This is a genomic window from Priestia sp. TRM10, assembly GCF_057808375.1.
In genome coordinates, this window is record NZ_JBJZOT010000010.1 from 51,985 (window position 1) to 75,375 (window position 23,391).

The 23,391-nt window shown below is 38.6% G+C and carries 20 protein-coding genes; 17 read left to right on the top strand and 3 right to left on the bottom strand.

The genetic code is table 11. From position 1 onward, the window contains the following. Window positions 1–44: 44 nt before the first annotated feature. On the top strand, window positions 45–482 hold the full coding sequence (gene rplM, locus ACK3CR_RS08275) for a 50S ribosomal protein L13 (protein ID WP_019394039.1): 438 nt from the start codon (window positions 45–47) through the stop codon (window positions 480–482). Window positions 483–502: 20 nt separating this feature from the next. Beyond that, complete coding sequence (rpsI, locus tag ACK3CR_RS08280) at window positions 503–895, top strand: 30S ribosomal protein S9 (protein WP_019394038.1); 393 nt, start codon at window positions 503–505, stop codon at window positions 893–895. Between the two features lie 100 nt (window positions 896–995). Here rpsI and ACK3CR_RS08285 read toward each other — a convergent pair whose 3' ends face one another. Beyond that, a complete protein-coding gene (locus tag ACK3CR_RS08285; RefSeq protein WP_488975228.1) occupies window positions 996–1,238 on the bottom strand; it encodes a helix-turn-helix domain-containing protein in 243 nt (80 codons plus the stop codon). 609 nt (window positions 1,239–1,847) lie between these two features. Between ACK3CR_RS08285 and ACK3CR_RS08290 the strand changes: the two genes are divergently transcribed. The 6 genes from ACK3CR_RS08290 (at window position 1,848) to ACK3CR_RS08315 (ending at window position 9,857) form a co-directional block, all read left to right on the top strand. Further along, window positions 1,848–2,102, top strand: coding sequence for a heterocycloanthracin/sonorensin family bacteriocin (locus ACK3CR_RS08290; protein ID WP_480381037.1), 255 nt, complete (start codon window positions 1,848–1,850; stop codon window positions 2,100–2,102). 158 nt (window positions 2,103–2,260) lie between these two features. Further along, the gene (locus ACK3CR_RS08295) at window positions 2,261–4,216 is read left to right on the top strand and encodes a putative thiazole-containing bacteriocin maturation protein (RefSeq protein ID WP_243515897.1); all 1,956 of its coding nucleotides are present in this window, start codon (window positions 2,261–2,263) and stop codon (window positions 4,214–4,216) included. Then, window positions 4,213–6,159 (top strand): TOMM precursor leader peptide-binding protein, encoded by a 1,947-nt coding sequence (locus ACK3CR_RS08300; protein WP_243515895.1) that lies wholly within the window; start codon window positions 4,213–4,215, stop codon window positions 6,157–6,159. Before ACK3CR_RS08295 ends, ACK3CR_RS08300 begins: the two co-directional genes overlap by 4 nt. A gap of 21 nt (window positions 6,160–6,180) precedes the next feature. Then, on the top strand, window positions 6,181–7,758 hold the full coding sequence (locus ACK3CR_RS08305) for a SagB family peptide dehydrogenase (protein WP_243515893.1): 1,578 nt from the start codon (window positions 6,181–6,183) through the stop codon (window positions 7,756–7,758). Window positions 7,759–8,429: 671 nt separating this feature from the next. Beyond that, window positions 8,430–8,777: a hypothetical protein gene (locus ACK3CR_RS08310; protein WP_243515891.1), complete on the top strand. Its 348-nt coding sequence runs from the start codon at window positions 8,430–8,432 to the stop codon at window positions 8,775–8,777. Between the two features lie 30 nt (window positions 8,778–8,807). After that, window positions 8,808–9,857, top strand: a complete 1,050-nt coding sequence (locus ACK3CR_RS08315) for an LLM class flavin-dependent oxidoreductase (protein ID WP_488975219.1) — start codon at window positions 8,808–8,810, stop codon at window positions 9,855–9,857. Window positions 9,858–9,888: 31 nt separating this feature from the next. Here ACK3CR_RS08315 and ACK3CR_RS08320 read toward each other — a convergent pair whose 3' ends face one another. After that, on the bottom strand, window positions 9,889–12,429 hold the full coding sequence (locus ACK3CR_RS08320) for a tetratricopeptide repeat protein (protein WP_243515886.1): 2,541 nt from the start codon (window positions 12,427–12,429) through the stop codon (window positions 9,889–9,891). Between the two features lie 241 nt (window positions 12,430–12,670). Between ACK3CR_RS08320 and ACK3CR_RS08325 the strand changes: the two genes are divergently transcribed. The 4 genes from ACK3CR_RS08325 (at window position 12,671) to ACK3CR_RS08340 (ending at window position 17,244) form a co-directional block, all read left to right on the top strand. Next, the gene (locus ACK3CR_RS08325; protein WP_488975229.1) at window positions 12,671–13,732 is read left to right on the top strand and encodes an NAD(P)-dependent alcohol dehydrogenase; all 1,062 of its coding nucleotides are present in this window, start codon (window positions 12,671–12,673) and stop codon (window positions 13,730–13,732) included. An 88-nt stretch (window positions 13,733–13,820) separates the two neighbouring features. Continuing rightward, the gene (locus ACK3CR_RS08330; protein ID WP_243515882.1) at window positions 13,821–15,221 is read left to right on the top strand and encodes a glycoside-pentoside-hexuronide (GPH):cation symporter; all 1,401 of its coding nucleotides are present in this window, start codon (window positions 13,821–13,823) and stop codon (window positions 15,219–15,221) included. Between the two features lie 55 nt (window positions 15,222–15,276). Further along, a complete protein-coding gene (locus ACK3CR_RS08335; protein WP_328123620.1) occupies window positions 15,277–16,260 on the top strand; it encodes a carbohydrate kinase family protein in 984 nt (327 codons plus the stop codon). A 213-nt stretch (window positions 16,261–16,473) separates the two neighbouring features. Then, window positions 16,474–17,244 (top strand): SDR family NAD(P)-dependent oxidoreductase, encoded by a 771-nt coding sequence (locus ACK3CR_RS08340; RefSeq protein WP_488975220.1) that lies wholly within the window; start codon window positions 16,474–16,476, stop codon window positions 17,242–17,244. Between the two features lie 314 nt (window positions 17,245–17,558). On the opposite strand, the gene ACK3CR_RS08345 is transcribed toward ACK3CR_RS08340, so the two are convergent. Then, a complete protein-coding gene (locus ACK3CR_RS08345; RefSeq protein ID WP_019394023.1) occupies window positions 17,559–18,011 on the bottom strand; it encodes an Lrp/AsnC family transcriptional regulator in 453 nt (150 codons plus the stop codon). A 278-nt stretch (window positions 18,012–18,289) separates the two neighbouring features. On the opposite strand from ACK3CR_RS08345, the gene ACK3CR_RS08350 reads away from it, so the two are divergent. The 5 genes from ACK3CR_RS08350 (at window position 18,290) to ACK3CR_RS08370 (ending at window position 23,304) form a co-directional block, all read left to right on the top strand. Then, window positions 18,290–18,682, top strand: coding sequence for a thioesterase family protein (locus tag ACK3CR_RS08350; protein ID WP_488975221.1), 393 nt, complete (start codon window positions 18,290–18,292; stop codon window positions 18,680–18,682). 68 nt (window positions 18,683–18,750) lie between these two features. Then, entirely contained in the window at window positions 18,751–19,890 is a 1,140-nt protein-coding gene (locus ACK3CR_RS08355; protein ID WP_243515873.1) for a Leu/Phe/Val dehydrogenase, read from the top strand. 28 nt (window positions 19,891–19,918) lie between these two features. Next, window positions 19,919–20,986: a pyruvate dehydrogenase (acetyl-transferring) E1 component subunit alpha gene (gene pdhA, locus ACK3CR_RS08360; RefSeq protein WP_488975222.1), complete on the top strand. Its 1,068-nt coding sequence runs from the start codon at window positions 19,919–19,921 to the stop codon at window positions 20,984–20,986. Beyond that, window positions 20,986–22,008: an alpha-ketoacid dehydrogenase subunit beta gene (locus ACK3CR_RS08365; RefSeq protein ID WP_268584151.1), complete on the top strand. Its 1,023-nt coding sequence runs from the start codon at window positions 20,986–20,988 to the stop codon at window positions 22,006–22,008. Before pdhA ends, ACK3CR_RS08365 begins: the two co-directional genes overlap by 1 nt. Window positions 22,009–22,020: 12 nt before the next feature. Beyond that, a complete protein-coding gene (locus ACK3CR_RS08370) occupies window positions 22,021–23,304 on the top strand; it encodes a dihydrolipoamide acetyltransferase family protein (RefSeq protein ID WP_243515867.1) in 1,284 nt (427 codons plus the stop codon). Window positions 23,305–23,391 lie beyond the last annotated feature (87 nt).

A 23,391-nucleotide genomic window follows, 5' to 3' on the forward strand; every position in this document is an offset into this window, starting at 1 on the left:
TTAAAATAAAACGTTCGAAAGTTGAAATTCTAGGAGGGTAAAACATGCGTACAACTTATATGGCGAAAGCAAGTGAAGTAGAGCGCAAATGGCTTGTAATTGACGCAGAAGGTAAAACTTTAGGTCGTCTTGCTAGCGAAGTTGCTTCTATTCTACGCGGGAAACACAAACCAACTTACACACCACACGTTGATACTGGTGATCATGTAATCATTCTTAATGCAGCAAAAATCGAATTAACAGGTAAAAAATTGACTGACAAGATTTACTACCGTCACAGCCAACATCCAGGCGGACTTAAATCTCGCACGGCTCTTGAAATGCGTACTAACTATTCAGAGAAAATGCTTGAACTAGCAATCCGTGGAATGCTTCCAAAAGGTAGCTTAGGTCGTCAAATGTTTAAAAAATTACATGTGTTTGCAGGAGACACTCATCCACATGAAGCACAAAAACCAGAAGTTTACGAACTTCGCGGATAATACGTAAGGAGGGAATTATATTGGCACAGGTACAATATTACGGAACAGGTCGTCGTAAAAGCTCTGTTGCTCGTGTACGTCTAGTACCAGGTAACGGAAACATCGTTGTTAACGGTCGTGAAATCGAGAACTATCTTTCATCTGCAGCACTAAGAGAAGTTGTAAAACAACCTCTTGCTGCAACAGAAACTCTTGGGAACTATGATGTATTAGTAAACGTAAACGGTGGAGGATTCACTGGTCAAGCTGGAGCAATCCGCCACGGTATCGCTCGTGCACTATTACAAGCAGACCCAGAATATCGCGCAACACTAAAACCTGAAGGTCTATTAACTCGTGACGCTCGTATGAAAGAACGTAAAAAATACGGTCTTAAAGGCGCTCGTCGTGCACCTCAGTTCTCAAAACGTTAATATTTTTTATATATCAACGTTTTACAACCCTTTCTCGGATTTTCGAGAAAGGGTTTTTTATTTATTTAGATGTAAAATGACTACCCTTTGAATCCCCAACCTAAGAAATTAGATTCTTGCTGTTATTATGTTCTAATCTGATAAAAAGAGAATATAGCTCCTCACCATATTCAATAAGTTCCTCAATTTTGGAATTAGTTGCTTCTAGTATTTTATCTAATGTATTAAATTGAATTCCATTACTTTTACCATTTGAAATAAGGCTCAAAGCATTCTGAGAGATTTCTGTAATCTCATACAATTCAGTCATAGTTATACCTTTTTGTTTTAACAGTTGCTTCAGATAATAATATCTTTAATGTATTTTTAATAGAAACTTTACGTAATAAAGCAAGGAAAAAACAGTATTCTACAGCTACAAAGGAACTTTTATTTAACATAAAAGAGTCCAATTTTACTGAGAAGGATATCAGCGCGGTGGAAATGAGTATTTTATCAAGTGTAGAGACTTTAACCGTCCAGTCCCTTGGTTCTTTACGATGCTCCAAAGCGTCCAATTGCTTAGTGCAATGCTTATGTTTATATTTGTCGCGAGGCTGTCGATTGGAGCAAATAAAGCCGTTGTTGAAGGTAAAAGTATTGAGCATATGAATAGCTAAAAATAATACACCAGTTTTGATGATTCAGCCGCCGATTCAGGCGTTTTTTTTATAATCATCCTGTTTTCGTTTTGAACGGCTTTTTCCAGTTTCTTTAAATTAGGCTTTTGTATCAGTAACAATACCCATCTATTGTACATAATTTGTTGAAGAGTATTTGAAACATTTAATGTATTCATCTGGTGTACAGTTTTTTCTATTTAACTCGGTTGTTCCCGTTTTAAATTGCTGGCACCTTTGTTAATTTATTTGAGGAGGAAAAGAAAATGAATGATTTCCAAAATGAACTTCAAATGTTGAATGTTGGTGATTTCCAAGCGACTCAGGCAGTCACTTGGGATCAAAATCAGTACTATACTGATCAGGATCGACAAATTGTTGGTGTGGGATTTGGTTTTGGCCGATGCTTTAGATGCTTTAGCTGTTTTAACTGTTTTAACTGTTTTAACTGTTTTAACTGCTTTAATTGCTTTAATTGTTCTCGTTGCTCTAGATGCGGCGGTGGTGGCCGTTGTGGTGGCGGTGGCCGTTGTGGTGGCGGCAGCTAAGCCGGTTAGTAGTTTATTTTTCTATTTGAGAAGGACCCCTGCATTGTTGCAGGGGTCTTTCTCTATAAGATGAGACATAACGGACAAATTGCTGTACATACGATGATAATGGTAGTGATATTGAACATTTATGGTTACAAGGGGTAAGGAGGAGAGAGATGACAAATTTGAACCCTTCTATGCGTCTGAAAGTGAAGAGGGACACGTTCTATCTCCCTGAACCAAACAGAGGTGTGTATTTTCGAAACAACTTAAGTTCATTCCGTATCGAAGGCAGTGGGATCGATCAGTGGATTGAAAAGTTGTTACCGATGTTCAATGGGGAGTATACTTTAGGGAATTTGACTAACGGATTGCCTGGACCATATCGGGAACGGGTATATGAAATCGCAGAAGTGCTGTATACGAATGGGTATGTTCGAGATTTAAGTCAGGACCTTCCGCATCAATTGTCAGGTTATCAACTTAAAAAGCATGCATCTCAAATTGAATTTGTGGACAATTTAGTTGGTTCTGGGGCGGCCCGTTTTCAAGATTTTCGTCAGAACAAAGTGCTGGCAGTTGGCTCTGGTCCTATTTTAAATTCATTGGTTTCTTCGTTGATTGAATCTGGTTTGACTAAGGTCCGAGTGCTAATCACAGATGAGGTTCCCACCAATAGACAGAGATTAAAAGAACTTGTGGAACATGCACGAAAAATAGACTCAGAGGTTGACTTAAAGGAGATTCCACAAAAGAAGGAGGGATGGCGAGAAATAGTGAAGCCCTTTGATTCGATTTTGTATGTGAGTCAGGAGGGAGAACTTGAGGAACTTAGACATCTTCATATAGTTTGCAGGGAAGAGAAGAAAATGTTTCTCCCCGCTATATGTCTGCAACAGGTAGGTTTAGCAGGTCCATTAGTACATCCAGATTCCGAGGTGTGTTGGGAGACAGCATGGCGCCGTTTACACCATTCTGCCTTATTCAAAAATGGGCAATTCCCTGCCTTCTCTGCCACTCCGGGATCGTTGTTAGCCAATGTGATCGTATTTGAATTGTTTAAAGAGGTTACAGGTGTCATGGAATTGGAACAGAAAAATAGGGTTTTTCTTCTGAATTTAGATACATTGGAGGGAAACTGGCATTCGTTTTTACCTCACCCACTGGTAACAAGCAGTATATCTGCAGAATGGGTTGAAGATGTCGGAAGCCGTCTCCAAGTAGGCTTAGAGAAAGTTGAGTCAGGTAAATTACTACTTTATTTCAACCAGTTGACATCAGAGGAATCGGGAATATTTCATATTTGGGAGGAGGGAGATTTAAAGCAGCTTCCGTTAGCTCAGTGCCGCGTTCAGGCAGTCGACCCGTTGTCGGAGGGACCAGCTGAGTTGATGCAAGACATTGTCTGTTCAGGTTTGACTCATGAGGAGGCACGAAGAGAAGCAGGACTAACTGGGATTGAAACGTATGTGTCACGAATGGTCAGTTTGATCGTTAATACTCTGCCGCTAAATAAAAATGTTGATGGAAGTGTAGTAGTACCGGAGGATATTGTCGGGGTTGGAGCTGGTGAATCTTTTGTGGAAGGTGTTGGCCGTGGATTGCAAAAGTGTTTGGCAGAGGAACTTAGCAAGCAACAACTTAATCAGAAGTATTCTGTTTCTCGAGTACAGTTGAGTGTTATAGAAGATGAGAGATGCCGGTTCTATTTAGAGGCACTGACTACGATGCAGGGAGCACCAATTATCGGAAGAGGAAAGGAATTATTCGGTTTTCCTGTAGTATGGGTAGGTACAAAAGATGGATGGTATGGCAGTGCAGATTTAAATATAACAATGGCGTTACGGAAGGCATTGCAACAGGCACTTATCAAAGTGCAAAACAAACCGGATTCCTCTAATGAACTAGCCTGTGAGGTAACGTCCGTACTTTTGGAAGAGAAAATGCCAATTAGTCTTAGCATTCCTGCATGTGACGAGAGGATACAAGCGGATATCCTAAAGGAAGCTATGGAAATATTGGAGCATAAAGGAAAAAGGGTCTTAGTATTTGAATTAGGGATCGAACCTGTTTTTAAAGAGCAACTAGACGGAGTGTTTGGTGTTTTGCTGCGAGAGGAGGAATCACATTGAGTTCCTTCGTGCTGGTTGTCGGAGAAGGGGTGCTGGCGGACCTTGTAAGCGAAGAACTGTCAGCACACCATCTAGTTATTCGTAAGCCCAATTTTGAGGAAGGCGTGCCAAAGAATACTGATTTGGCTCTTTTTTTGGATGACGATTGGGAACCCTCTGTTCATCAAAAGGCGGAAGAAGTGTTACGAAAGACTGGTACTCCCTGGCTCAGAGGCTTCGTTTCATTTGGAGAAGGTGTAGTTGGTCCGCTCGTACGACCAGGTGCAGCAGGTTGCTCCCAATGTGCGGACATGAGACGTCTCATGGGAGGACGTGATCGCACAGAGATGCAACAGGTGCAACAGAGGCTGGCTGTGACCGGAGGAATAGGAAGTGACCCGTGGGCTTCAAGTACCGGCCTTTTGCAAATGGCTTACCTGATTGGGGTTGAGGTACAGAATTTATTACAAGGTAATCAGGCTTATTCGGAAGGTAAGATATATCTAATTGACTTGAAAACACTGAATAGCTCATGGCATTCTTTTCTGCCGAACCCGTTGTGTTCGGTCTGTGGTCGATTACCCGACGATTCACAGACATTAGCCCGAATTTCACTGCAGCCAAGCCCGAAACTCAGTTCCAGTATTTTTCGATGCCGTCAGTTGGATGAGATGAAAAAAGTTATTGTCAAAGACTATCTGGATAATCGTACCGGCCTTTTGAATAGTAAAATGTATGACCTAGTGACTCCATTTGCTGATGCGAGTGTTAATCTTCCTATGTTTGACGGGGACGAGGGAACAGCTGGCCGGACTCATTCATATGCAGAAAGTGTGTTGACAGCCATTTTAGAGGGATTGGAGCGACATTGCGGTTTAGAACCACGTGGCAAACGGACAGTGATCCATGATAGTTTTCATAACCTGGAAAATCAAGCGCTCAATCCATTGAAGGTAGGCGTACATGCAAAAGAACAATATGCGCAGCCTAGTTTTCCATTTAAATCGTTCGATCCTGATCGTTCTATTAATTGGGTATGGGGTTATTCGTTGTTAGAAGGGCGTCCAATTCTAGTTCCAGAACTCCTTGCCTATTACAGTGTTGGATGCGCGTCACAAGGTTTTATCTATGAAACTTCCAATGGATGTGCGCTAGGAGGAAGTTTAGAGGAGGCCATTTTCTACGGAATTATGGAAGTGGTCGAACGTGATTCATTCCTGATGACTTGGTACGCGAAGCTGAACCTTCCGCGACTGGATCCTTTTACAGCTGGCGACCAGGAATTAGAATTAATGGTCGAACGGATGCGAGCGGTTGCTGGGTATGATTTGTATTTGTATAACTCCACAATGGAACACGGTATTCCAAGTATTTGGGCAATTGCTAAAAACAGAAAGGAAAAGGGATTGAATCTCATCTGTGCGGCCGGAGCTCACCTGGATCCGGTACGGGCGGTGAAAAGCGCAGTTCAAGAGCTTGCTGGTATGATGCTGAATCTTGATGAAAAATTTGAGGCGAACCAGGAGGAGTATGAAAGAATGCTGCATGATTCTTCCCTAGTGCGGCAGATGGAGGACCACGGCATGCTGTACGGTTTGCCGCAAGCAGAAGAGCGCTTAAGCTTTTTGCTTGACGACAATAGCCCAATGCGATCTTTTAAAGAGGAGTTTAGGTGGAAGTCAAATCATACCGATCTTACCGATGATTTGCAAGACATCCTTCAGGTGTTCCGTCAGTTAAACCTTGATGTAGTTATAATAGACCAGACGACACCGGAAACGATACGAAACGGATTGTATTGTGTAAAAGTACTGATTCCGGGGATGTTGCCGATGACATTCGGGCATCACCTTACCCGCCTGACGGGTCTTGAGAGAGTATTCCGAGTCCCCATGGAGCTTGGGTATACGAATAAACCATTAACACCCGAACAATTCAATCCACATCCGCATCCGTTTCCATAAGCAGTGATTAGGAGGTAGAGGATGAGTCTGGAAGAATTTCTATACAATCTGCATTTTGATATTGATAAGGCAAATCAGCCGAACTGGGAAGCAGATTGGGAGGATGCACCGCTTGCATATAAGCTCTATCGTGGATTACCGGTTGTTCCACTGTCCACGGAAGTACCGCTGACGCTTACTGGAGGAGAACCTCCCGCAAGATTGGACCTTAATAGAGTCGGTCATTTTCTCTGGTATGTATTTGGTTTTACTCAATTGAGCCAATCAGCCTTTCCAATGGATTCCACGGAGCAAGATTCCTACCCTTTACAGTCGTATCGGCGGTTTGCTCCTTCAGGTGGAGCGTTGTACCCTAATGAATTGTACGTATATTTGAAGGTGGAGGGACTCCCTGATGGGGTCTACCATTATGATGTAGCACACCATAGCCTGGTATTGCTGAGGGAAGGGAATTTCGATTCCTATTTAGCCAGAGCTCTAGGCAATCGGTGTGACATCTCCTCGTGTTTTGGTATTGTCTTTGTGTCGACAATGTTCTGGAAAAATTTCTTTAAATACAACAACTTTGCGTACCGACTCCAAGGGTTGGATGCTGGTGTGCTGCTTGGACAGCTAATGGAGGTAGCGAAACGGTTTGGCTTCGCCTCAGGGGTGTACTTTCAATTTCTTGATACCGCAATCAATCATCTGCTTGGACTATCCGAGCAAGAGGAGAGCATATATAGTGTAATCCCACTATCGGTGGAAGCCACCATTTGGTCTCCTACCGGAAGGAACCTATACGAAAATATTATATCGGAAGAATTGAGAAAAGAGCTACCAGCGATTCAACCAGAACATTTCGAGAGGTCACTTAGTGTTAAAGAATATCCGATGATAACTGCAATGAACGCAGCTTCTAAGCTGGATTCCACACGTTCATTTCGGGTGATGGGGGGGAGGGGAACTGCAGAACGTGTGGATCCCGCGGTGGCATTGCCTCACATAGAGCCTCTGTCATATGATCTGGCCGAGGCCTGCAGAAATCGGTTTTCTCCCGACATGGATTTCGTGTTGGGGATGGTGAGTCAACAACAACTAGCCACCCTTTTCCGAGAAGCAACGGCTTCTTTTTCATACCGAAATGATTTAGATGAAGCATATAGGAGTAACGTCCCTCGTGTAACAATTTACAGTTGTTTATATAATGTTGAAGGTATTTCAAATGGGGCGTACTATTATGACAGCACGAAACACATGTTAAGAGAAATATGCCCAGGAGACCATCGACTCCATTTACAGACTGGGATGTCTCTGGATAATGTGAATTTGCTCGAGATACCGCTTTGCCTGCATGTGGCTGGGGACAAGGAATTTTATAAAGCAGAATTAGGATACAGGGGCTACCGAATCCAACAGATGGAAGCAGGCATGCTCGTGCAACGATTGCTTTTGGCAGCACAAGCTCTCGGGATGGGAGGGCATCCGCTTCTTGGATTTGACGCGAATTTGAGTGATGAACTCTATAAAATGGATCAACAAGGAAAGACCAGCCTAATCCAAATTCCAATTGGTCCCTATCGCCCTCGTCCTTGGCTGAGGGGAAGTTTGCACAGCTAATTAAGGTATAGGGCGATATTTACTTAGTTATAGGTTAAGAAAACTACTCCCATTAAAGTATCCACATATTTAACATAAAATAAAATGATATCCATATTTAAAACAGCACTCCACCTTCTGGAAAGTGCTGTTTTTTTACTTGGTTTTAAGAGGGAAAGACAGTGGAGTTATTTAGGACAAACGATTTACTCAAGTAGATTTATAGAGGATTGACTAATCGCCTATGAAAAAACTAATCAGTAATCAATCCTAATTAACGGATAACATCGAATTCTCTTTTAATATATAAATAAAAAAACGTAAAAATACGGTCTTTTTCTCGGATTTCCGAGGAAGGGTTTTTGTTTATTTAAATAAATTTCTTTTCTTTAACAATGTATGCAATGGTATTAAAAACTAGCCGCTGTTTCTCTAACTACAAATTATTATTTTAAAACACGTGAGTATATTGCTTTTTTATTGGCACATGAGGCCTTATTATTAAGATTACAGTGTTAATTAGAATAAACAAAAGGAGAAATTCAACATACATTTTATTTAAGACAAGTACAGAATCTATGAATACTCTTTCCAATACATATAAGCTATTGCTACTTGGTCTGTAAATACAGTTGTTAGGGCTTATGTACAAGATAGTATAAAGGTTAAATAACATAAGGAGAAGAATCGTGGTGAGCAAAATTATAGAAGATGAACATTATTACAATAACTGCTACAAAGTTATAGACGATATATTAGAATTTGAACGAGTATATATGGTGGATGAATACCAATTTAATAAAGAGACATATGAAATGCTAGGGAAGGTATACAAGAGCTTGCCATGTTATTTAAGAGATCACGTTGATTCCCCTCATTGGTATGGTTGTGAAGAGAAAGGGGATCCATATTTTATTAGTGTTTCATTTGAAATGTCTGGACTACAGTTCTGGGGCAAAGTGCCCATCACACAATTTTCACAATGGGAAAAAGCTTTGCATAAGGGGATAGAAGACTTTCCTTTTAAATATCAAGTATAAAGACCGTGATTCTGAAGGAGGATACGATAAATGGAGATAGGAATTAGCACCTTTGTAGAAACAACTCCAGATGTAAGGACAGGAGAAGTAATTAGTCATGCACAACGCATTCGAGAAGTAGTAGAGGAAATTGTTCTGGCAGACCAAGTTGGATTAGACGTATTTGGGGTAGGAGAGCATCATCGTGAAGACTATGCTGCTTCTTCTCCTGCTGTTGTATTGGCAGCAGCGGCTTCACAGACCAAGAATATTCGCTTAACAAGCGCTGTTACTGTTCTTTCCTCAGCAGATCCTGTTCGCGTTTTTCAAGACTTTGCAACGCTTGATGGCATTTCAAATGGGCGTGCTGAGATTATGGCAGGGAGAGGGTCTTTTATTGAGTCATTTCCGCTCTTTGGTTATGATTTAAGAGATTATGAAGAACTGTTTGATGAAAAGCTAGATTTGCTTTTAAAGCTACAAACATCTGAGAAGATTACATGGAGCGGAAAGCATAGACCAGCTATTGAGAATTTAGGTATCTACCCAAGGCCTGTCCAAAAACCGTTACCAATTTGGATTGGAAGTGGAGGAAACCAAGAGTCTGTTATAAGAGCAGGGCTTCTTGGGCTTCCACTTGTGTTGGCGATTATCGGGGGCAGCCCGCTTCATTTTGCCCCGCTTGTGGAGCTATATAAAAAAGCAGCAGAGCATGCAGGTCATGATTCATCCAAATTAAAAGTAGCTTCCCATTCTCATGGGTTTATTGCAGATGATACAGAAACAGCTGCTGATAAGTTTTTCCCTCCTACACAATATGCGATGAACAAGCTTGGAAAAGAACGTGGCTGGGGACCTTATAACCGCTCAAGCTTCGATGCGGCCCGAAGTTTTGAAGGAGCTCTTTACGTAGGGGATGCAGATACAGTAGCGGAGAAAATTATTCATCTTCGTAAGAATGTTGGAATAGAACGCTTTATGCTTCATGTTCCAGTTGGGACAATGCCACATGAAGACGTTATGAGAGCCATTGAGCTCCTAGGGACAAGAGTAGCGCCGAAAGTGAAGGAAAAGGTTGCGCGCTGGGAATCAGTCCAATAAAGAATGTTCAAAATACACATATAAGGGATAGCTAGATGCCATCCCTTATATGTGTATTTTTTAGTAAGTTTTCATTCATTGATTTATGAAATTTCTCTACTTCCTGGCGGATATTAATAGTTGGTTCCCATGAGTGAATTAAATTAATGACCTTTTCATTTAAATCATATGCTTCCTTGTACTTTCTTTTTCGAGCAAGTATTTGAGCTTTGCCATAATAGCAGTAGATGAGCTCAATTTGATTGGGTTTATTTTGATTATAAAGAAGGTTATTGAACATCTTTTCTGCTTTTTCATAGAAATCGCAATGCATATAGGCTAAGCCTAGGTTGAAGTATGCTTCAATCGTTTTTTCGCCTCCGTATAACATACTTTTCTCATTTGCTAATTCATAAAAATGAATAGCTTCTTTATAATTTTTAGTCAGTAAACAAAAATCTCCTTGCATTAATAAAACACGATGTTTGATAACAGGTGCAACAGGGACATTACATATTTTCTTTAATATGTTCTTTGCTTCTTCTATCCGCTCCGTTTTTAAAAAAAGCTTTGATTTTAAGGCAAGTCCCCAAATCTTAAGATCGTGCCCTTCTTGATGAATCTCATCTGTTGCTTTTAATATGAGGAGTCCTTCTTCTATTTGACTATATGCTTCTTCTAATTTATTTACTTCCATAAGTGCCCATCCAATAATATCAATTCGAATCAAAGCCTCAGAAATCTTATCATTCATTTGATGAGCGTAATTAGCAGCCTCTATCCCGTACTGAATTCTTAGCGGTAGATTAACGCGACTTAGAAAATGGCTGAGGCGGAGAATTAAATTCATTACTAATTCTTTCTCAGCATGTTTACTTGCCCATTCTAAGGCTTTTAAAATATTGGGCCATTCTTGTTTAATTTTCTCTAAATCCCGTCCAAGTAAGTAACTCCAATATATGAATTGTGGTTGTTCTCGTTTTAAATGAGTATCTAAATACTGAATATAATACTGACTCCAACGCTTTCTTGAGTTTTTCTCAAAATCTTCATCAGCATCTAAATGTTGTTTACCATAAGTTACTACTGTTTGATGTGCTAAATAATGTGGTTTATCCCCAATATAATTCTGTTGTACAAGAGCATGAGTTCGCAACTTCTCAACAGCATAATAAAATTTTCGAGAGTCCAACCCAGCGGCTGTAGCCCAACTTTTCTCATCAGGGGGGCTATGAAAGAAACAGAGCACTTGCCAAAGTCGTTGAGTATCTTCATTACACTTGTCCCATGTACTGCCAAATAAAAAATCAAATAGCTCAACAAGAGAGTAACCGGCATTTCTTATTTTTTGGATAAGCTGTTCAACAGGGATATTATTATCTAGAATATAAGCAATACTAAGTGATAGTGCTTTAGGATTGCCGGCAGTAGCTAAAATAAGCTCCTTTTGAACATTTAAAGGAATATTTGATAATTGCTCTATCTTTGTTTTTTTACTTGAGGAAAGGTAAGTTTGGAGATGTCGACTTATTTCATAAGAGAAAAAATCTCCTGCTTCTCCCTCCTCAAACCCTTTAAGTTGAATCGTATTTATTTCTAAAAAGCCTGCTTTATATTTTTGATTTAAATTTTCCCGAGCGGTTAAAATGACCTTCACTCCTTGAGGAAGACCCATGACAAATTCATAAATCTCACTTTCAGCTTTGTCGATACTATCTACAATAAGAAGTAGAGGCTGTTGTTGAGAATAAATGGCCAAGACATTCCGAACAACAAGGCGTTTTTCTGCAATAGATTTGTCAATTTGCTCTGCACGTCCTAGTTGGTAGGCAATCGTATCTAAGAAGTCATTAAAACTTAATCCTTTCCAATCGCCATTAATCCAAATAATACGTTTAAACACAGGCCATTCCTGGTTTCTGTTTAACTGTTCAATACATAAATATGCAGCTTCAAGGGCTATTGTAGTTTTGCCCATGCCTGCCCATCCTGCAATAAGACAAACTGGGGAAGGAGAATGAATCCATTGTCTAATAACTTCTAGTTCATGGTGACGACCAATAAATTGTCCTGATCCTCGGGTAGGCAAGTTATGCATTAACGGTTCTTCCTTTATTTCAGGATTTGGATGAGAGGGAGGGGAATCAAATAGTTTAGAAATAACCTCGTTGATTTCTTCTTCATTTGGTGGACCAAATGAAGAATCATTTCTTAATATCTTTGCCTTCCTAAAACAAGAAGTTATCCAAACAGGAATTGGCGGTGTAATAGTAGGAATTGAAGTTGTTGCTAATACATTTGTGAACCATTCTTTGTTCATATACTCTTCCTTGATAATAGTCCACAAGATCCCAAAAAGTTTTCCATCATCTATCCGCCCTGGAATATATTTTAAACCCATTTGTCCCATCCAACTCTTAAGAGTGTTAGAAGAAACACCTATTTGATACGCAATCTTATCTAAATAAGATTGACCTAAAGAAGCGCTCTCACTTCTGTTTCTTTTTATTTTGTAATTAGGGTGATGCTTTAATGACTTAACACCCTTTGATAGCAAGGCGGCAAACTCCTCATGCCGTTCAAGTTCAGCCATATTGCCCACTCCTGTCTTGGTTATAAGATGAAAAGTACAGTGAGACTGTACTTTTATACAGCGTAAAAAGCTACTGTATATCTAGATAAATATATAGAATGAAATTGTATAATACAGATTCCAAAATGTATGCACTTACATCATAATTCTAGGGAGTATGATAGTCAACTTGAGAAACAAAGAGTGTTATATAGAAAAGGGATCCACATTCTTAACTCTTTTATTAGAAAGGAAAATGATGATGACTAACAATGTACCTACAACAATGAAAGCAGCGGTTATGCATAGTATAAGAGATATTCGAATTGAAACTTTACCAGTACCACAACTAAAGGATGATGAGGTTTTAGTTAAAGTAATGGCTGTTGGAATTTGTGGTTCTGATTTACATTACTATACAGATGGAAGAATTGGTCATTATAAAGTAGAAAAACCAATTATTCTTGGCCATGAATGCGCAGGAGAAGTGGCCGCTATTGGAGCTAATGTTAATCGGGTAAAAGTTGGGGATCGTGTTGCAGCTGAACCTGGTGTCACTTGTGGTGCATGTGAAGCCTGTAAGGAAGGAAGATATAATCTTTGTCCAGATGTAGAGTTTTTAGCAACTCCTCCTGTTGATGGAGCATTTGTTCAATATATAAAAATGAGACAGGACTTTGTTTTTCAAATTCCAGATACCCTTTCATATGAAGAAGCAGCTTTAATTGAACCTTTTTCAGTAGGAATTCATGCGGCAACAAGAACAAAGCTTCAAGCAGGCGAGATAGTAGTTATCATGGGAATGGGACCAGTTGGTTTAATGGCTGTTGCGGCAGCTAAAGCAGTTGGGGCAAGTAAAATTATCGTAACAGACTTAGAACCATTACGACTTGAAGCGGCAAAACAAATGGGAGCAACACATACAATTAATATTGCAGAACAAGATCCTGCTGGTGAGATTAGCAAGATTACAAGTGGCAAGGGCGTAGATGTTGCGTGGGAAACAGCGGGAAACCCAGCTGCTCTTCAATCTGCTCTTTCTTCATTACGGCGTGGTGGAAGACTTGCAATTGTAGGGCTGCCTGCTCAAAATGAAATTCCTCTTAATATTCCATTTATTGCAGATAATGAAGTTGATATTTATGGTATCTTCCGTTATGCCAACACATATCCAAAAGGAATTAATTTTCTTTCTTCAGGGATAGTTGATGCTAAAAAATTGGTTACTGATCGATATGGACTAGAGGATACGATGGAAGCTATGGAACGAGCACTCAACCATAAAAATGAATGTTTAAAAATTGTTGTGTATCCAAATCAATAACTAGAAAAGGGAAATAGATGTGCAGGTTAATATCTTTTAATCTGCATTACAAAACATAACAATGAAAACGGATTCTAGGGGTGTAGTTATGATAGAGAGAGAACGAACCGTAATACAAGAAAATTCGAATAAGAGGCTGTCTTATTCAAATTCTCGCTTATCATGGTTAGAACGATTTGGGTATGGACTTGGGGATATGTCCTACAATATTATCTTTCAATTTGTAAATGCTTATCTACTTTTTTATTACACAGATATTGGTGGAATCTCACCGGGGATTATTGCAACATTATTTATTGTTGTGCGTGTACTAGATGCTATCTTTGATCCTATAATGGGCGTCATTTTAGATAAAACAAATACAAGATGGGGAAAAGCAAGACCATATTTATTATGGGTTTCCATTCCTTTTGGGTTATTCACTGTACTATGTTTCACAACACCGGATTTTGGCGCAAATGGAAACATAGCCTATGCTTATATTACGTATATTCTATTAGGGATGACATTTAGTATGCAAACAATTCCTGTTAACAGTTTAACAGGGCGCATTACAAACAACATCCAAGAAAGAACTCTATTAACAACAACACGTATGATTCTTGTTTATATTGGAATCCTTCTGTCCATCTCATGTGCAACACCACTTGCAACTGCCTTAGGAGGAGAGAATCAAGCTGTTGGGTTTCAATTAACAGCTATCATTTATGCAGCAGTAAGTATTGTCCTAAATCTTATGAGTTTCTTTACCGTTCGCGAGAGAGTTAAACCGAAAAAAAGTAAGAAATACGGTATTAAGAAAACGTTATCAGTATTATTTAAAAATAAGCCATTACTTATTCTAGCTTCATCCTTTTTAGCCTTTGCAATTGGATTTAATATTAAGTTAAGTACAATGGTGTACTACTTTACGTATAATGTTGATCGTAAAGATTTAGTGTTTATGGGAACATTGCTATTTTTCGGGGCTGCTTTAATTAGTAATCTATTTATTCCGTACTTCTCTAATCGGTGGGGAAGAAAGAACGTTATGATTGTAACAGCAGCACTATCGCTGTTTACTTATGCTGGACTGCAGTTTACATCATATTCGTCTCTCACCTTCATCTTTATTTTACTCTTTGCTTCAGGCTTTTTTACAACACCTTTGAATACACTTGCTTGGGGGATGGTTGCAGATTGCGTAGACTATGCAGAATGGAAAACAGGAGTAAGAGCAGATGGGGTAGTAATCTCTAGTATGAGTTTTACAAATAAACTAGGGGTTGCCTTAGCAGGATCGTTTGCAGCACTTTATTTAGGAAAGAACGGATATGTAGCAAATACAGAACAAACCCTCCATTCTTTAGATGCTATTAAAAATATGAATGCATTAGTGCCAGGAGTGTTTATATTACTATCCATTATTATTATTTGTTTCTATCCTTTAAATGAGAAGAAGTATAAAAAGATGATGGAAGAGTTAAATCAAAAACCTTCCCATAAATAAGAAGAAACATATGCTATGCCTTTTTAAGGTTAAAAAATAAAATGAGAGTGATAAAATGCAAAAGACCATAAAGAAAAACTCATCAGTTGTTTGTATTGGGGAGCTACTAATTGATTTCTTTTGTACAGATATTGATGTTGATTTAACAAGAGGAAAACAGTTTTTAAAAAATGCTGGTGGTGCACCTGCTAATGTCTCTGCTGCCATTGCTAAGCTAGGTGGAGATGCCTTATTTAGTGGAAAGGTAGGGGCTGACTCTTTTGGCTACTTTTTAAAACAAACATTAGAGAATCTCAATGTAGATACTTCAATGCTTGTGATGGACAAGGAAGCAATAACAACTCTAGCATTTGTTTCTTTAACAAACGATGGAGAGCGAGATTTCATGTTCCATAGAGGAGCAGATGCGTTGCTCACAATAGATGATATTAATCAAGATAAAATAGATAGTGCCAAGATTCTACACTTTGGGTCTGCAACAGCATTATTAGAAAATCCTTTTCAAGAGACATATTTAACACTTATGAAAAAAGCTAATGAGGATAGAATATTCACCTCTTTTGATCCAAATTATCGAATTGATTTGTGGAAAGGAAGAATAGGTGAGTTTGTAGATCTCGCAAAAGTAGCTATTTCTTCAAGTGACTTTGTTAAAGTAAGCGAAGAAGAATTACACCTTATTACAGACACTACAGATGATCTAGCAGGTATTGATTTTCTTCATGGTCTTGGTGCTAAAATTGTTGCCGTTACTCTAGGTAAAAGGGGGACGCTTCTATCTAATGGGAAGAGAGCAGAGCTTGTTAAAAGCCTTCCAGTCGTTGCTGTTGATTCTACAGGAGCGGGAGATGCCTTTGTTGGAGCAACATTATATAAACTAGCAGGTAAAGAAAACCTTGAAGATATTTATACGAATTTTGAACAGCTGTATGAAATTATTTCTTTCGCCAATAAAGTGGGTGCTCATGTTTGTACAAAAATAGGAGCAATAGCAGCCTTGCCAAGTATTGAGGAACTTCATGAGTTGAGTATAAGTTAGTTGATATAGACAAACATATACAAAGATAAAAGACTAAGCAATGTACTATTTCTTTGCTTAGTCTTTTGTCTTTATTTTTATAACTGCCTAAGGTAAGAAGGAAAGTATAAACGTTAGCATGAAAGTATTTAAAGGGTAAATATTATGTAAGAGGTCTTTAGGGGAGCTCATAAAGGAACATAATAAACGCAGAATATTGGAGGGAATCACACATTGAAAGCAAATTTTGACTTAACAGGTAAAGTCGCATTTGTTACAGGGGCTGGAAGAGGAATAGGAAGAACAATAGCTGAAGGATTAGCAAGTGCTGGAGCTGATGTTATCCTTTTAGCAAGAACGGAAGGTGAAGTTGGGGAGGCTTCTGCTGATATTGCTGAAAAGACAGGAAGAAAAACTTTACCGATTGTGTGCGATGTAACGAACAGTTCCTCTATCCAAGAAGCTGTTGATTTTGCTCTTCAGCAATTTCATAAAATCGATATTTTAATTAATAATGCTGGAACAAGTGTGAGAAAGACGAGCTTCGAGCTGTTAGAAGAAGAATGGGACACTGTAATAGATGTGAACTTTAAATCTGTTTTCTTGCTTTCAAAAGTTATTGGAAAGCATATGGTGGAACAGAAATGGGGCAGGATTATTAATATAGCTTCTGTTGCTTCTTCTTTAACATTATCATCTGGAACTTCATATGGACCAAGTAAAGCTGGAGTTGTTCAACTAACACGTCAGTTAGCAAATGAATGGGCTAAGGAAGGGATAACAGTAAATGCAATAAGTCCGTGGTTCTTTAAAACGTCCTTGAATGAAGAAGCTTTAGATAATAAGGATTTTAGAACAATGATAGAAAATCGCACCCCTATGAAGAGATTAGGAAATCTTGAAGAATTGATTACACCTGTTATTATGTTTTGTGCAGATGGAGCAGGCTACATAACAGGACAGAATTTATTTGTAGATGGGGGAGTAACGCATTACGGCTTTTGATAATAACTAAGTAGGAAGAGTTATTTATTTACCGTAATCGTTTTAAATGAAGAATGCATGACAATATAATGATATAAGGAATTCTGAATTATTGTAGAGAAAATGCACCAAATCATTATGATTTGGTGCATTTTCTGATTTAAGTTATTACTGTTGATATTTTAGAACTAAAACTGGGCTTTAAGTATGGAAGTGTTCCTATCTTAATTTTGCTTTTTTACAATTGAAAATTGTTAAGGGAAGATACCCTCAACTCATTATTTTTGAAGTATGGAAGAATTTTTAGATTTTCTTTCCGATACTTTTAAGAACTCTTATTCTTGATGAGCTATATCAGGAACAATGCATTTAAAAGGAATGGGTGATGAAAGGACAATAGATGTATTAGCATGACCAAATGGAAGCAGGGAATCTATAAGCTGACTTAAATGCTTCATACTTGAAACAGCAGCTTTCAATAAATAGTTAACAGAACCAGTTAATCGATGGCATTCAATAATATTAGGATTTTCTAAAATCCACTTCTCAAATTCTGAATAGGATTTTATTCGTAGGTCACTTAGCTGGATAAATACGAGAATATCCCTTCCAATTGCTGAAGTAGCCACGCGTGCACTAAATCCCTCAATAATGCCTTTTTCTTGTAAGCGCTTTAATCTTTCAGAAATACTAGGACGACTTAGAGATAAACTTTTGGATAATTCACTGATTGTAATACGACCATCAAGTTGAAGAATTTCAAGAAGGCGAATGTCTAATTGATCCACTATATACTCCCCTTTTAAAATGAAGTTAAATGACCAAAAATTCGTACAGAATATAACACTTGTGATCAAAAAAATATTCTTTTTGTTATATAATTCGCTTTAATTATACCTTATCCTTAATGATATAAATATAGTTTTATAATAATTGCATTGGCAAAAGTTCAATTTTACCAATCAAGGTTAGGTAATATACACTTTATGAGTTTGTTGAAGACACTCTGTTAAAATCTTTTTTCTTAAATAAGCTACTGTTCGGTTCGATAAGAAGGGGGAAAGGAATGAAAAAGGGATTAGAAGTAGGAGAAGCTGCTATTGTAACTGATAGAGTAACAAAGGAGATGTTCGCTCAGTTTGAGGGGCAAGTTGTTCATCCGGCTTATTCGACGGTTTCTATGGTTTATCATATGGAATGGGCATCTAGAAAAATTATTTTACCCTATTTAGAAGAAGAGGAAGAAGGAGTTGGTGGAGCTGTATCTGTGAAGCATATTGCACCCACAGCTGAAGGTTCTCTTGTAACTGCTGTGGCTACTATAAAGAACATTCAAAGTAACATCATTACCACTAAAGTAGAGGTGCGAAATGAGGAGGAAGTAATTGGGGTAGGAGAAGTCAAACAAGTTATTCTTCCTAAAAGGGAGCTCGAAAAGAAACTGCGTCCTAGAAATTGAATAGTGTAAATTTCATCTTTTTTGAAAGCGTTTTCTATTATAATTGTTGCCATAATGGAGGTATAGTGATGAATGTAATGAAGCAATCTGTTCAAACTACGGAAACTATTTTAGAAAGAACACATGAACATGAACAAATCATTTTTTGTAACGATCCAGAAACAAATTTAAAGGCTATTATTGCTATCCATAATACAACGCTTGGTCCAGCATTGGGCGGTTGTCGTATGCACCCCTATCGCTCGGTGGATGAGGCTTTGGAAGATGTGCTTCGTTTATCTAAAGGCATGACATATAAGTGTGCAGCTGCTGATGTAGACTTTGGTGGGGGAAAAGCTGTAATTATTGGGGATCCAGCAAAGGATAAAACACCAAATATGTTTAGATCTTTCGGTCAGTTCGTCGATTCTTTAAATGGCCGTTTTTATACAGGTACAGATATGGGAACTTCAACAGATGACTTCATCCATGCTTCAAAAGAGACAAATTGCATTGTTGGAATTCCTGAAGCATATGGAGGAGGCGGTGATTCCTCTATTCCAACAGCTCTTGGAGTTATTTATGGTTTAAAAGCAACGAATAAAGCGGTTTTTAATACAACTGATCTTTCTGGTAAAACATATATCATTCAGGGCCTAGGGAAAGTCGGTTACAAAGTAGCGGAGCAACTGCTTGAAGCAGGTGCTGATTTATATGTAAGTGACATCAATCAAGAAGCAGTGAAAGCTATTCAAGAACGTGCAAAACAAGTGGGAAGCATTGCTCGCTTTGTAAGAGGAGATGAAGTTTATTCGGTAGCTGCTGATATTTTCATTCCGTGTGCGTTCGGGGGAGTTATTAATGATGAAACAATTGAAAAATTAAAAGTAAAAGCAGTTGTGGGGTCTGCTAACAATCAGCTTCTTTTAGAAAGTCATGGGAAATTGCTAAAACAAAAAGGAATTTTATATGCTCCTGATTATATTGTAAACGCTGGCGGCTTAATTCAAGTGGCAGATGAACTGTACAACTATAATAAAGAGCGGGTATTAACGAAAACAAAATCTATTTATACATCATTACTAGAAATTTATAAGGAAGCTGAGTTGGATAATATCACGACTATCGAAGCAGCTAATCGTTTTTGTGAAAAGCGTATAGACGAACGTAGAAAGCAAAATAGCTTCTTCACTCATACAAAGCGTCCTAAATGGTCTATTCGCAAGTAATAAAAATTTTTATAAATGAGGTGATGATATGAAATTAGAATTTCCAATATTCAGAATTGTCAATGAAGAAGGACAGTTAACAGATGAAAAGTATAAAGAGAGAATGACGGAGGACCTTGTAAAGAAATTCTACTATAACATGGTTCGAATTCGTACATTTGATCGAAAGGCTATTAGTTTACAGCGACAAGGGAGGCTTGGGACATATGCTCCGTTCGAAGGTCAGGAAGCTTCTCAAGTAGGAAGTGCCCTGGCTCTTGAGAAAGATGATTGGGTATTTCCTACTTATCGTGACCATGGTGCTACGCTGACGTTTGGTGCCAATATGGCTCGTACGTATTTATATTGGAATGGACGTGTTGAGGGCTGTGTGCCTGAAGCAGGAAAAAAGATATTTCCTCCTGCTGTTCCAATTGCTACTCAACTTCCCCATGCAGCAGGCGCTGCAATGGCGGAACAAAGAAAAGGAACGAAAAATGCAGCAATTGCTTACTTTGGTGATGGAGCAACTTCAGAAGGAGATTTTCATGAAGGTTTAAATTTTGCCAGTGTTTTTCAAGCTCCTGTGATCTTTTTTAATCAAAATAATGGCTTTGCTATATCTGTACCAATTGAAAAACAGATGAATTCTAAAACAGTTGCCCAAAAAGCAATTGCCTATGATATGCCAAGTATTCGAGTTGATGGAAATGATGTTTTTGCTGTTTATTTTCAAACAAGGGAAGGACTTGATCGAGCTCGTGATGGAAGAGGGCCTACTTTAATCGAAGCAATAACATGGCGATATGGGGCTCATACAACCGCAGATGATCCAACTAAGTACCGCGATCAATCAGATAGTGATAAAATTCGTGAGACTCAAGATCCTCTTCTTCGTGTGGAACGCTATATGAAGAGAAATAATTTGTGGGATGAAGAATGGATAGCGAAAATAATAGGGGAAGTTACAAGTGAAGTAGAGCAGGCAATCAAAGAAATGGAAGCCTTTCCAAAACCGAATGTAAATGATTTGTTTGATTATGTATTTGAGAAGCCAGTATGGCCCATTACAAAACAAAAAGAACAATATTTTCAATTAAATGGGAGGGAAGATTGATGGCTATCAGTAGAGAGAAACTAGCAGAAGTCTATGATTCAAAAACTCACCAGTTAACCCTTGTTCAGGCTATAACGGATGGTTTGTCTATTATGCTAAAAGAGGACGAAAAAGTTCTTTTGCTTGGAGAAGATATCGGGAAAAACGGAGGGGTGTTCCGCGCTACAGATGGTTTACAGAAACAATTTGGAGAAGGAAGGGTCATTGATACACCACTTAGCGAAGCAGGAATTATTGGTACATCTATTGGTATGGCTATCAATGGATTCAAACCAGTAGCGGAAATGCAGTTTCTTGGGTTTATTTATCCTGCATATGAACAAATTATGACCCATGTATCGCGTATTCGCATGAGAACGATGGGCCACTATACAGTTCCAATGGTCATCCGTGCTCCATATGGGGCAGGTATCCGTGCTCCCGAAGTTCACTCAGACAGTGTAGAAGCTTTGTTCACACACATGCCTGGTATTAAGGTTGTATGTCCGTCTTCCCCTTATGATGCAAAAGGATTGCTTATTGCAGCAATTGAAGATCCCGATCCAGTTTTATTTTTAGAGTCAATGAGAATCTATCGTTCTACACGTGGAGAAGTGCCAAAGGAAAAATACACTGTCAAGATTGGGAAAGGAAGAAAGCTCAAAGACGGAGATGATGTCACCCTTATTACTTGGGGAGCAATGGTACCTGTTGCAATGAAAGCTGCCCAGCAGGCCGAAAAACAAGGGATGAAGTGTGATGTTATTGATTTACGCACTTTATATCCCATTGATAAAGATATCATAGCAGAATCGATACAAAGAACAGGCCGTGCTGTCATTGTACATGAAGCACATGAAACAGGTGGGTTGGGCAATGATATTGTTTCAATTATTAATGATACTTCCTTTTTGTACATGAAATCACCGATTGAACGTGTAACAGGATTTGATGTACCAGTTCCATTCTTTGCATTGGAAGAGCATTATCTTCCAACTCCTCAGCGAGTATTTAAAGCAATTGAAAAAGTGATGCATTTTTAGGAGGGATGAACAGTGGTTGAAGTAAAACTTCATGACATTGGTGAAGGAATGACAGAAGGAGAAATTATTCACTATTTTGTTAAGGCAGGGGATACGGTCACAGTGGACCAACCTCTTTTAGAAGTTCAAACAGATAAAATGGTTGCAGAGCTTCCTTCTCCAGCCTCAGGGAAAGTTAAAAATATTATCATTGATACAGGCGATACGGTAGAAGTTGGTACAACACTTCTTGTGCTAGAAACAGAAGAAGGAAAGGCTGTAGAGTCAAAAGAAGAGAAGTTATTAGCAGAGCTTCCTTTTGAAAAAGGAGAAGAACTACCAACACCATCAAATCAAACAATTCCTGTCACTCAAAATACCGAAAAGAGATTTATCATTGCAGCACCTTATACAAGAAAAGTTGCACGTAAGTTTGGTGTAGATATTAGTGAAGTTACAGGTACAGGAAAATCAGGGCGTATTACAGTAGAAGATGTGCACAACTTTGTAAAAAAACGTGATGAAGGATCTTCTTTAGAAGAGGGGAAAGAGACGTCTTCTAAAGTGAGTGAAGCGGAAGCTGAATTAAAACACCACATTCAAAGGCAAGGAGTACAAAATGAAGGAAAAGAAACGATTCCATTTAGGGGGCGTCGTAAACAAATTGCTAAAAAGATGACAAAATCTCTTTATACAATTCCTCATGTTACGCACTTTGAAGAGGCGGATTTAACCGAACTGCTTGCGTACCGAAATGATCTAAAAGAAATGAATATGAATATTTCCGTAGCTGCTTTCTTTATTAAAGCCATTGCTGTAGCATTGAAGAAATTTCCGGTTTTTAACGCCAAGCTTGACGAAGAAAATGAAGTTATTTGTTTAGAAAAAGAGTATAATATCGGAATTGCTACAGATACAGAAGAAGGCCTAATTGTACCTGTTATTCATCATGCTGATAGACTGTCAGTCAGTCAGATTCATGAAAAACTGAAGGAGTTAACGAGAAAAGCACAAGAAGGTAAGCTTACAATGGACGATATGAGAGGAGGAACATTTACAGTTAGTAATGTTGGTCCTTTAGGAAGTATTGGCGCAACTCCAATCATTAATCATCCGGAAACTGGATTAATTGCATTTCATAAGACGAAAAAAATGCCTGTTGTAAGAGAGAACGACGAGATTGTAATTCGTTCGATTATGACAATGTCCATGGCGTTTGATCATCGAGTAGCGGATGGTGCTACAGCTGTGGCTTTTACAAATCGCTTCAAGTATCTGATCGAAAATCCAAAGTTATGGCCAATTGAATTAGCTTAAAGATAATACAGATTCAAATAACAGGGGGCTTCCCCCTGTTATTAAGCGATGTGTGAAAGGAACGAAAACGTTGGAGAGTGAGAAGGC